The organism is Bradyrhizobium valentinum (assembly GCF_001440405.1).
Lineage (GTDB): Bacteria > Pseudomonadota > Alphaproteobacteria > Rhizobiales > Xanthobacteraceae > Bradyrhizobium > Bradyrhizobium valentinum.
Genome location: NZ_LLXX01000107.1, coordinates 1 through 10,036 on the forward strand (window position 1 = coordinate 1; position 10,036 = coordinate 10,036).

The window sequence follows — 10,036 nt, forward strand, 5'->3', positions numbered from 1 at the left end:
GATCCCGGGCGTCGGCTCGGCCGTAGCCTCGGGCCCGGGTTCAGCCGCGGGCTCGGGCGGCGCCTCGGCGGCCGCCTTGGTCTCGCTCGACACTTCGCTCGCGTCGAGGTCGATGGTCGGCGGCTCACGCTTCGGCCGGCCCGACTCGGGCAGCGATCCAGTGTCTTCGGGCCTGTCATCGACCATCACAGCGGTTCCCTCTGGTAGTTAGGTGCCGGAACTTAGCAGAATCGGGACGTCTTAGAGCATGATCCGGCCATGGCGGCACCGGTTTTCCGATAAGACCATGCTCAGACTTAAAGATTAGAACCCAAACGGGGTTGCAACGCCCGGCCCAGCGCCTCGAACAGGGCATTTTCATCCGGCGAAGCCGCCACTGTCACCTGGGGCGCGTCGGCTTCCCGCAAGACCGCCGCGACGGCCGCCGAAATGCAGCATTGCGGTAGCGCCAATGCCGAGATTTCGACGCCACCGGAACGAGCCGCCTCCAGGAACGCCCGCGCGCTGCGCCGCGAGTAATGCAGCACAGCCTCGACCTCATGCGCCACGAAAGCGTCACATACTTCGCGTGGCAGGCTGGGCGCAGGCACCATCCGATAGGTGGTGCGCGTCACCACCACAAAACCGTTCTCGCCGAGTTCGCTTGCCAAGTCGCGCGCGAGATCCGCACCGGCAAGATACAGTAGCGGATTGGTCTTCTTCAGTTGCTTCGACTTCGCGCTGACCAGCACCAGTTCGCGCAGCGCGCCGGCGTCGCCCTTTGACGCGATTACCTCGCCAAAGCCGGCGTCGCGCGCCGCCGCCGCGGTGCTCTCTCCGACCGCGAACACCGGCAGTTTGAGGAGGCGGCTGTCGACAAGATAGGGCGCGATGGCACGCAGCGCATTGGCGCTGGTGACGATGACCGCGCCGTAGGTCGCATCCGCATCGTCCTGGAACGGGACCGGCTCGAACCGCAGCATCGGCGCGCGCAGCACGTCGAACCCCCGCGCGCGGAGGGCCTCGGCCGTCGTCTCATCATCCGGATGCGGGCGCGTGACGAGAACGGCCATATTTCAGATCTCCGCCAAGGCGATTTCAGTAGTCACGAGCGATTGCACGTTGCGACCTCGTAGTGCTACCCGGTTACGGAAGCGTTGTTTTTGGCGATAGCGCAAGGGTTCAAATTGGACAACGACAAGCCGATGCTGGTGCTGGGTATCGAAACCACCTGCGATGAAACCGCAGCCGCCGTGGTGGAACGCCAGCGCGACGGCAGCGGAAAGATCCTGTCCAATATCGTGCGCTCGCAGACCGACGAGCACGCCCGTTTCGGCGGCGTTGTGCCGGAAATCGCGGCGCGCGCCCATGTCGATCTGCTTGACGGCATCGTCGGCCAAGCCATGAAAGACGCGAATGTCGGCTTTGCGCAACTCTCGGCGGTGGCGGCTGCCGCCGGCCCGGGCCTGATCGGCGGCGTGATCGTCGGCCTCACGACTGCAAAAGCGATTGCGATGGTGCACGATACGCCGCTGATCGCGGTCAATCATCTCGAAGCCCACGCGCTGACGCCGCGGCTCACCTGCGCGCTGGCTTTTCCCTATTGCCTGTTCCTTGCCTCGGGCGGTCACACCCAGATCGTCGCCGTGGTCGGCGTCGGCAAATATGTGCGGCTCGGCACCACGGTCGACGACGCGATGGGCGAGGCCTTCGACAAGGTCGCCAAAATGCTGTCGCTGCCCTATCCGGGCGGGCCGGAGGTCGAGCGTGCCGCCGCCAGCGGCGATGCCAAACGGTTCGCCTTTCCGCGGCCGATGCTCGGACGTCCCGATGCGAATTTCTCGCTGTCGGGACTGAAGACCGCGGTCCGCAACGAGGCCAGCCGCATGACGCCGCTGGAGCCGCAGGACGTCAGCGATCTCTGCGCCAGTTTTCAGGCCGCGGTACTGGAATCGACGGCGGATCGATTGAGCGTAGGCTTGCGCCTGTTTCACGAACAATTCGGCCCGCCCCGCGCGCTGGTTGCCGCCGGCGGCGTTGCGGCCAATCACGCTATTCGCGGCGCGTTGCAGGACGTTGCCGCGAAAGCGCAGACCACACTGATCATTCCGCCGCCCGCGCTGTGTACCGATAATGGCGCGATGATCGCCTGGGCCGGCGCGGAACGAATGGCGCTCGGGCTGACCGATACGATGGATGCGCCGCCACGCGCGCGCTGGCTGTTAGATGCCAACGCTGCTGCGCCGGCCGGCTTCGCCAACACGCGTGCAGGATTCTGATATGGCGCCCTTCAACTCCGTTGCGGTGATCGGCGCCGGCGCCTATGGCACCGCGCTGGCCAGCGCCGCCGCGCGCGCCGGCCGCGAAGTCACGCTTTATGTGCGGAGCGCCGAGAGCGCCGTACAGATCAAGGCGACACGGCAAAATACAAGGCTGCCCGGCGTAGGCCTCGACAAAGCTATCAACATCACGGCCGATATGGCGGAGGCCGCACGCGCGGACATCGTCCTGCTTGCGACGCCGGCGCAAAGTTTGCGCGACGCCGCGACAACGCTTGCGCCGTTCCTCAAGCCAACAACACCCGTCGTCGCCTGCGCCAAGGGCATCGAGCGCGGCACGCATCGGTTCATGACCGAGGTCATCACGGAGACCATACCTGATGCAATTCCTGCGATCCTGTCTGGGCCGAATTTCGCTGACGACGTGGCGCGAGGCCTTCCGACGGCCGTGACGCTTGCCGCGAGGGATGAAAAGCTGGCAAGCGACCTGGTGCAGGCGCTGGGCTCGGCAACTTTCCGGCCCTATCACACCACGGATGTCCGCGGCGTCGAGATCGGCGGCGCGGCCAAGAACGTGCTGGCGATCGCCGCCGGAATCGTCGTCGGCCGAGAGCTCGGCGCCTCGGCGCTGGCCGCACTGACTACCCGCGGCTTCAGCGAACTCGCCCGCCTCGGCCGCGCCTGCGGCGCACGCAGCGAAACCTTGGCGGGCCTGTCGGGTCTCGGCGATCTGATCCTGAGTTGTTCCAGTCCGCAGTCGCGCAATCTCGCGTTCGGCATCGCGCTCGGCCGCGGTGAGCAGCCGAGCCGCGACAAGCTCGCGGAAGGCGAATTCACCGCGCCTGTCCTGATCGAACTGGCGGCTTCGCAAAATGTCGATATGCCGGTATCAAATGCGGTCGCGGCGATCCTGGGCGGCAAGGTGACGATCGACGCCGCGATCGAAGGCCTGCTGACGCGGCCGTTCAAGGCAGAGGAATAGTTTCTCCTCGTCATGCCCGCGCTTGTCGCGGGCATCCACGTCTTGGATAATAGCGTCAAAGGAAGACGTGGATGGCCGGAACAAGTCCGGCCATGACGAACAGGTGGTGGGCGTCATGAATTACTGGCTGGTGAAGTCCGAACCCTCAAGCTGGTCGTGGGACCAGCAGGTCGCCAAGGGAGCAAAAGGCGAAGCCTGGACCGGCGTGCGCAATTTCACGGCACGGCAGAATCTCGTGAACATGAAGAAGGGCGACAAGGCCTTCTTCTATCACTCCAACGAGGGCAAGGAGATCGTCGGCATCGCGGAGGTCATCAAGGAGGCCTACCCCGATCCGACCGACAAGACCGGCAAATTCGTCTGCGTCGACATCAAGGCGGACAAGCCGTTGAAGACGCCGGTGACGATGGCCGCGATCAAGGCCGACAAGAAGCTCGCCGACATGGCGCTGGTGAAATACTCGCGGCTCTCGGTGCAGCCGGTGACGGCGGAAGAGTGGAAGATGGTCTGCAAGATGGGCGGGTTGTAGCTACGTGATTGCGGCTGTCAGACCTCATCCTGAGGAGCGCGTCTTCGCGCGTCTCGAAGGATGAATGGCACTGGCCGGGCCACATGGTTCGAGACGGCGCTTACGCGCCTCCTCACCATGAGAGTTTACAGGTTTGCTGCCGCTAGCGTCTCTTATGCCACCGCCGCGGCCGCCGTCACGACCTGCGCCAGCAGCGCCTCGCGCTTGGCTTGCGTGCGGTAACCCTTCATCGTCGCGGCAAAGCGCTCGAGGATGCCATCCTCGAAGGCAGTGACGATGGTGTCGTGGACATAGCTCTTGCGACAGATCGCGGGCGTGTTCGATAGCTCATCCGCCGCCGCACGCACCGCATCCAGCACCTGCTTCTTGCGGCCGCGCGCGCTCGCCGCCGGCGAAATCCGCGACAGCGATTCCAGCACCACGGCAGATGCCATCAGGGTGCGGAAATCCTTGAGCGAAATCTTGATGCCGGCGATCTCGCGCAGGAACGCATTCACGGTGGTGGTCGAAACCGTGCGGACGGTGCCGGAATTGTCGCGGTACTGGAACATGCGCTTGCCCGGCACGGTGCGCAGGATGCCGATGGCGCGCACCAGTTTTGCCGCGTCGCACTCCTTGCGCACGGCCTTGCCGCCCTTGGCCTTGAAGGTCAGGACAAAGCTGTCGTCTTCCAGCGTGACGTTGGACTTCAATAGCGTGGTGGCGCCCCGGGTGCCGTTGAGACGGGCGTAGGACTCGTTGCCCGGGCGGATTGCAGTGCGCGCGATCAGCTCGATCACCGCAGAGAGTGCGAATTCGCGCGTCGGCTCGTCACCGGACAGATGCGCCGAGACGTTGCGGCGGATCTTCGGCAAGGCGGCCACCAGCCGCGCCAGCCGATGGGCCTTGCGCTGCTCGCGGACCTTTTCCCAATCGACATGGTAGCGGTACTGCAGCCGCCCGGCCGCATCGATGCCGACGGCCTGCAGATGCGAGTTCGGATCGACCGAATAGCGGACGTCGCGATAGGCCGGCGGCACCGCCATCGAATGCAGACGGCGGATAGTGCCGGCGTGACGAATCTGCGTGCCGTTGGCACGAACGAATGAATATGCTTTTCCGCGCTTGATGCGGCGGATGGTCAGCCCGGTCTGATCGCCGAGCTTGAGCCCGAGTTCCTGTGCCAGTTCTTCGACGGAGGTTTTTGCGACGATGTGCGGCTTTGCCGCGGCCGGCCTGAGCGGCGTTTTTACCCGCGCCTTCGGCAGTTGCCCGAGCGCTTCGGCTAATGCAACGGCGGGATCGGCGGAAACGGGCCGCGTAGCCTCGAAACTCTGCTGATCCATCATACCGTTGTCGCCTTGCTCCGCCTGTTTCGCCGGTAATGCCGCTTGTTGTGGCTTGGTTCCGGAGGGCCGCCGGCCCCGGGGAGGCCATTTAGGGGGTAATGAACTACTTTGCGAGTCCCGATTCCGTCATTAATGGTTATTAGATACCTTTCATGGGAGCCATTCCGGCGATAACGTTGATTTCGCTCTGAACGTATCAGCGAAAATGATGCGACTTTGATCCGTGACAAGACCGGGAACCGGCTGACCGACCAAGGTCGCAGACGTTCCGCCTTGTCCGGGCATTGCCCCGCGACGCATAATCGCTGCAACAATCAGGCGGCTTGCGGCCGCCCAAATATCCGGCCGCGACGAGTGGGAGGGAAACAATGTCCGAGAAAATTTACGACGTGTCCGCGGATTGGGCCAAGCGCGCCTATGTCGACGACGCCAAGTACCGCGAAATGTATGCCCGCTCGGTCTCGGACCCCAACGGCTTCTGGCGCGAGCAAGCCAAGCGCATCGACTGGATCAAGCCCTTCCACAAGGTGGAGAACGTCTCCTTTGCCCCCGGCAACATCTCGATCAAATGGTTCGAGGACGGCGTCCTGAACGCGGCCTGGAACTGCATCGACCGGCATCTCGACAAGCGCGGCCACCAGACCGCGATCATCTGGGAGGGCGACGATCCCTCGCAGTCCAAGCACATCACCTACCGGCAGTTGCACGACGAAGTCTGCAAGATGGCCAACATCCTGCGCACGCGGAACGTCAAGAAGGGCGACCGCGTCACGATCTACCTGCCGATGATCCCGGAAGCCGCTTACGCGATGCTGGCCTGCGCACGGATCGGCGCCATTCATTCGGTGGTGTTCGCCGGCTTCTCGCCCGACAGCCTCGCCCAGCGCATCACCGACTGCCAGTCCAAGGTCATCATCACCGCCGACGAGGGGCTGCGCGGCGGCAAGAAGGTGCCGCTGAAGGCCAATGTCGATGCCGCTGTTGCGAAAGCCGGCGGCGTCGATTGGGTCGTGGTGGTCAAGCGCACCGGTGCAGCCATCGACATGAATCCGGTGCGAGATTTCTGGTACCACGAAGCCGCCGCGCTCGTGACCACGGAATGCCCAGTCGAGCACATGCACGCGGAAGATCCGTTGTTCATCCTCTATACGTCGGGCTCCACCGGCCAGCCCAAGGGCGTGCTGCACACGACGGGCGGCTATCTCGTGTTCGCGTCGATGACCCATCAATACGTGTTCGACTATCACGACGGCGATATCTACTGGTGCACCGCCGACGTCGGCTGGGTCACCGGCCACAGCTACATTCTCTATGGACCGCTGGCGAACGGCGCCACCACGCTGATGTTCGAGGGCGTGCCGAACTATCCGGACAATTCACGTTTCTGGAACGTGATCGACAAGCACAACGTCAACATCTTCTACACCGCGCCAACCGCGATCCGCGCGCTGATGCAGAGCGGCGACGGACCGGTGCAGAAGACTTCGCGCAAGAGCCTGCGTCTGCTCGGCACCGTCGGCGAGCCGATCAATCCGGAGGCCTGGGAATGGTATCATCGCGTGGTCGGCGACGGCCGCTGTCCGATCGTCGACACCTGGTGGCAGACCGAGACCGGCGGCATCCTGATCACGCCGCTGCCGGGCGCCACAAAACTCAAGCCGGGTTCGGCGACGCGGCCGTTCTTCGGCGTGGTGCCTGAGATCGTCGATGCCGACGGCAAGGTGCTGGACGGCGAAGCCACAGGCAATCTCTGCCTCATCAAACCCTGGCCGGGAATGATGCGCACGGTCTATGGCGACCACGCCCGTTTCGAGCAGACCTATTTCTCGACCTACAAGGGCAAGTATTTCACCGGTGACGGCTGCCGCAGGGATGCCGACGGCTATTACTGGATCACCGGCCGGGTCGACGACGTCATCAACGTCTCCGGCCACCGCATGGGCACCGCCGAGGTCGAGAGTTCGCTGGTGGCGCATGCCAAGGTGTCGGAAGCCGCCGTGGTCGGCTATCCCCACGACATCAAGGGCCAGGGCATCTACGCCTATGTGACCCTGATGGCCGGCACCGAGCCGACCGAGGAGTTGCGGAAAGAATTGGTCGCCTGGGTGCGCAAGGACATCGGCCCGATCGCTTCCCCCGACCAGATCCAGTTCGCGCCGGGCTTGCCGAAAACCCGCTCCGGCAAGATCATGCGGCGCATCCTGCGCAAGATCGCCGAGGACGAGCCGTCCAGCCTTGGCGACACCTCGACGCTCGCCGACCCTGCCGTGGTCGATGATCTAGTGCAGAACCGGCAGAACAAGAAGGGCGCGCCGGCGTAAGGCTTGATGATTAGGCTCCCTCATCCTGAGGTGTGAGCGAAGCGAGCCTCGAAGGATAACGGCCCGGCTGGTGACCGTCGCCCTTCGAGACGCCGCTTCGCGGCTCCTCAGGGTAACGGATCACATTAATTCTGGTCCGGGGCGAGGCCGACAATCCTGTCGCGCTCACGCGGTCGTCAGTGGCGAGCCCGCTTCGGCGGGCTTTTCGCTGCCATGTGTTGTTTTCAAATCATTCACTTTATTTCGAACATTTTCTTTGGTCCCCCATCGAAACCCGTCTCGAAAAACCGTTGTGAAACCAACCGGTCAATTCGCGCGACTAAACTAAACGCGCGACGAGACAGCGGGCCGTCGAGGCTTGGAAGGACATTTTGAGGACCCCTGAAAGGGGCGGGCAAAGTGGAGCTGGAAATGTCGAAGGGGATTGCGGTGGCGTTGGCCGCCACCTTGGCTGCGGGCACTATGATGTCGTCGCAGGCGCAAGCGAGGCCGGAACTGGTCGACATCAGCGGCGATTACGCGCCGGGCACGATCGTGGTGAAGACCCACGAGCGACGTCTCTATCTCATTCTCGAATCCGGCCGCGCTATGCGCTATCCTGTCGGCGTCGGCAAGGCCGGCAAGCAGTGGTCCGGCACCACGAAGATCGACGGCAAGTATCTCAATCCGGCATGGTCCCCGCCGAGCGAAGTCAGGCGCGACAAGCCTGGCATGCCCGACGTCATTCCCGGAGGCTCGCCGCGCAACCCGATGGGCGTCGCGGCGATGACGCTCGCCGGCGGCGAGTATGCGATTCACGGCACCAATGTGCCGGGCTCGGTCGGCGGCTTCGTGTCCTATGGTTGCATCCGTATGCTCAACGACGACATCTCGGATCTCTATCAACGCGTACCGGTCGGAACGACCGTGACCGTCACGCGCTGACCTTCGCATTGGATTGAAGACAAAAGCCGCGCGATTGCGCGGCTTTTTCATTTGAGCGGTGTTTGTCCTGCATTCGCGCACCACCCATTGCGATGACCGCCGCCGTAGCTGCGGACATGACCTGCCGCGAGCATGGCCGCCGAAATATTCCCCGTGCGCCTGGTTGCAACCTCGGCCACGACCCTGCCACCATATTTGTCCGGTCCGATATTGAAGATCCTGACGTCGCCTTCACCGAGCAATGTGCGCAACGCGCCCGTCGCGGCCTCCGCCATCTGCAGCTCCTCCGGACACGCCGCTTTCAGTTCAGGCGCATCGATGCCGCGCAGGCGAACCCGCGTGTTGAGATCGAGACCCGCCTCCAGATGAACCCGCGCCTCGAACGTGTCGCCATCGATGGTGCGGATGACGTCGACGGCGTGACGCGTGTCCGGATTTCCGGCCCGCTTCCAGATGGTCTCGGCATCGCGCGCCGCCTGACTGTCGAGGGAATGCGACCAAGGCCACCGCACCCAATCCCGCACCGGCAGCATGGTCCCCGCTGCCACGCAAAACACGAACACCCAGGGCAAGGCCGCCGCAAACCAGCGCCGCCAGGGACCCCGGCGCGGGGTCCGATAAGCATTTATTCTCTCGTATGGGGACATATTCCCGGACTAAGGGCTGAGTCGGGTCATCCCGCAAGGCCCGCGACCTCAAAAATCCGAGGCGATCCCCCTCCGCTCCCAATCGCCATAGCGGGTCGGCTCCGGCCCCTTCGGGCCCTGGAATTCCTTCTGCAGCGTGGTGGCGCCGGCCGCGGCAGCTTTACGGCGCGCCTCGGCCTCGGCAAGCGCACGCTCGGCGGCGGGCGTCAGCTTCTTGCGTTCCGCGACCGGCGCGGGGGATGAAGAATTGTCGGTCATCGCAACTCTCCCATAACACGGGAATAGGCCCACAGATGACATCACAATCGTGAAATTGTCTGTGGCGATTCTTACATTTGGCATATTCGCGTGCCAAACGAGTTCCTCATCATTTTCCATGGCATGAGCCGAAACCTTTCCGCCTCCCGAGACATTGCTGCTTCATGCCCCCTTCAAGATTCGCAGTACCTTCCGAAGTGCCCGGTCTCGCCGCACGGCGCATCGCGGCTGACATCCTCGACGGCGTGCTGCACAAGCATCGCACCCTCGACGATCAGCTCGACGGCGCAGCCGCCCATCCCGGACTGAAAACGCTCGCCGACCGCGACCGCGCATTGATGCGGCGGCTGGTGGCGACGATCCTGCGGCGGCTCGGCACGCTCGGCCATTTGTTGTCGCGCCTGCTCGATCGCGGCATCCCGACGGACGCGCCGCGCGCGCAGAGCGCGCTGTTGATCGGCGCGGCGCAGATCCTCTGGATGGACGTGCCCGATCATGCCGCCGTCGATCTTTCGGTGCGGCTGGTGCAATCGGACCGCCGCGCCGCGAAATATGCCGGCCTCGTCAACGCGGTGCTGCGCCGCTGCGCCCGCGAGGGACAACCACTGATCGACGAAGTCAAATCGCAGAACCTGGACGTTCCACCGTGGCTATTGACGCGCTGGATCGGCGCCTATGGCGAGACCACGGCGCGCCAGATGGCGCTCGCCATCGGCCATGAACCGTCGCTCGACATCACCGTGAAATCAGACGCGGCGCAATGGGCAAGCCGCCTGCACGGTGAGGTCC

Annotated in this window: 10 protein-coding genes and 1 pseudogene; 6 read left to right on the plus strand and 5 right to left on the minus strand. The window is 64.0% G+C overall.

The annotated features are described in order from the left end of the window. Positions 1 to 186, minus strand: a pseudogene (locus CP49_RS46705) (hypothetical protein); the annotation flags it as partial. A gap of 110 nt (positions 187 to 296) precedes the next feature. Then, a complete protein-coding gene (locus tag CP49_RS16500) occupies positions 297 to 1,052 on the minus strand; it encodes a uroporphyrinogen-III synthase (RefSeq protein WP_057851274.1) in 756 nt (251 codons plus the stop codon). Between the two features lie 132 nt (positions 1,053 to 1,184). Here CP49_RS16500 and tsaD point away from each other — a divergent pair, with 132 nt between their 5' ends. From tsaD to CP49_RS16515, 3 genes are all read left to right on the plus strand, one after another. Beyond that, positions 1,185 to 2,258 carry a tRNA (adenosine(37)-N6)-threonylcarbamoyltransferase complex transferase subunit TsaD gene (gene tsaD / locus CP49_RS16505; protein ID WP_057851280.1) on the plus strand — a complete coding sequence of 358 codons (1,074 nt, stop codon included), beginning with the start codon at positions 1,185 to 1,187 and terminating at the stop codon, positions 2,256 to 2,258. Position 2,259: 1 nt separating this feature from the next. Continuing rightward, positions 2,260 to 3,240: an NAD(P)H-dependent glycerol-3-phosphate dehydrogenase gene (locus tag CP49_RS16510; RefSeq protein ID WP_057851275.1), complete on the plus strand. Its 981-nt coding sequence runs from the start codon at positions 2,260 to 2,262 to the stop codon at positions 3,238 to 3,240. A 115-nt stretch (positions 3,241 to 3,355) separates the two neighbouring features. Continuing rightward, positions 3,356 to 3,769: an EVE domain-containing protein gene (locus CP49_RS16515; RefSeq protein ID WP_057851281.1), complete on the plus strand. Its 414-nt coding sequence runs from the start codon at positions 3,356 to 3,358 to the stop codon at positions 3,767 to 3,769. 152 nt (positions 3,770 to 3,921) lie between these two features. On the opposite strand, the gene CP49_RS16520 is transcribed toward CP49_RS16515, so the two are convergent. Continuing rightward, entirely contained in the window at positions 3,922 to 5,097 is a 1,176-nt protein-coding gene (locus CP49_RS16520) for a DNA topoisomerase IB (RefSeq protein ID WP_057851276.1), read from the minus strand. A gap of 368 nt (positions 5,098 to 5,465) precedes the next feature. Here CP49_RS16520 and acs point away from each other — a divergent pair, with 368 nt between their 5' ends. Both acs and CP49_RS16530 read left to right on the plus strand, forming a co-directional pair. Continuing rightward, positions 5,466 to 7,418 carry an acetate--CoA ligase gene (acs, locus tag CP49_RS16525; RefSeq protein WP_057851277.1) on the plus strand — a complete coding sequence of 651 codons (1,953 nt, stop codon included), beginning with the start codon at positions 5,466 to 5,468 and terminating at the stop codon, positions 7,416 to 7,418. A gap of 411 nt (positions 7,419 to 7,829) precedes the next feature. Next, positions 7,830 to 8,342: a L,D-transpeptidase gene (locus CP49_RS16530; protein WP_057851278.1), complete on the plus strand. Its 513-nt coding sequence runs from the start codon at positions 7,830 to 7,832 to the stop codon at positions 8,340 to 8,342. Between the two features lie 47 nt (positions 8,343 to 8,389). On the opposite strand, the gene CP49_RS16535 is transcribed toward CP49_RS16530, so the two are convergent. Together CP49_RS16535 and CP49_RS16540 are read right to left on the minus strand one after the other, a co-directional pair. Beyond that, the gene (locus CP49_RS16535; protein ID WP_197423133.1) at positions 8,390 to 8,989 is read right to left on the minus strand and encodes a thermonuclease family protein; all 600 of its coding nucleotides are present in this window, start codon (positions 8,987 to 8,989) and stop codon (positions 8,390 to 8,392) included. A gap of 48 nt (positions 8,990 to 9,037) precedes the next feature. After that, on the minus strand, positions 9,038 to 9,247 hold the full coding sequence (locus CP49_RS16540; protein WP_057851279.1) for a DUF1674 domain-containing protein: 210 nt from the start codon (positions 9,245 to 9,247) through the stop codon (positions 9,038 to 9,040). A 164-nt stretch (positions 9,248 to 9,411) separates the two neighbouring features. On the opposite strand from CP49_RS16540, the gene CP49_RS47395 reads away from it, so the two are divergent. After that, positions 9,412 to 10,036: transcription antitermination factor NusB (locus CP49_RS47395; protein WP_276326843.1), on the plus strand; the 625-nt coding region annotated here is incomplete at its 3' end.

Coding starts and splice junctions, on each gene's coding strand:
- CP49_RS16500 (WP_057851274.1), bottom strand. CDS start 1,052: ATGGCCGTTCTCGTCACGCGCCCGCATCCGGATGATGAGACGACGGCC.
- CP49_RS16530 (WP_057851278.1), top strand. CDS start 7,830: ATGTCGAAGGGGATTGCGGTGGCGTTGGCCGCCACCTTGGCTGCGGGC.
- tsaD (WP_057851280.1), top strand. CDS start 1,185: ATGCTGGTGCTGGGTATCGAAACCACCTGCGATGAAACCGCAGCCGCC.
- CP49_RS16540 (WP_057851279.1), bottom strand. CDS start 9,247: ATGACCGACAATTCTTCATCCCCCGCGCCGGTCGCGGAACGCAAGAAG.
- CP49_RS16515 (WP_057851281.1), top strand. CDS start 3,356: ATGAATTACTGGCTGGTGAAGTCCGAACCCTCAAGCTGGTCGTGGGAC.
- CP49_RS16535 (WP_197423133.1), bottom strand. CDS start 8,989: ATGTCCCCATACGAGAGAATAAATGCTTATCGGACCCCGCGCCGGGGT.
- acs (WP_057851277.1), top strand. CDS start 5,466: ATGTCCGAGAAAATTTACGACGTGTCCGCGGATTGGGCCAAGCGCGCC.
- CP49_RS16510 (WP_057851275.1), top strand. CDS start 2,260: ATGGCGCCCTTCAACTCCGTTGCGGTGATCGGCGCCGGCGCCTATGGC.
- CP49_RS16520 (WP_057851276.1), bottom strand. CDS start 5,097: ATGATGGATCAGCAGAGTTTCGAGGCTACGCGGCCCGTTTCCGCCGAT.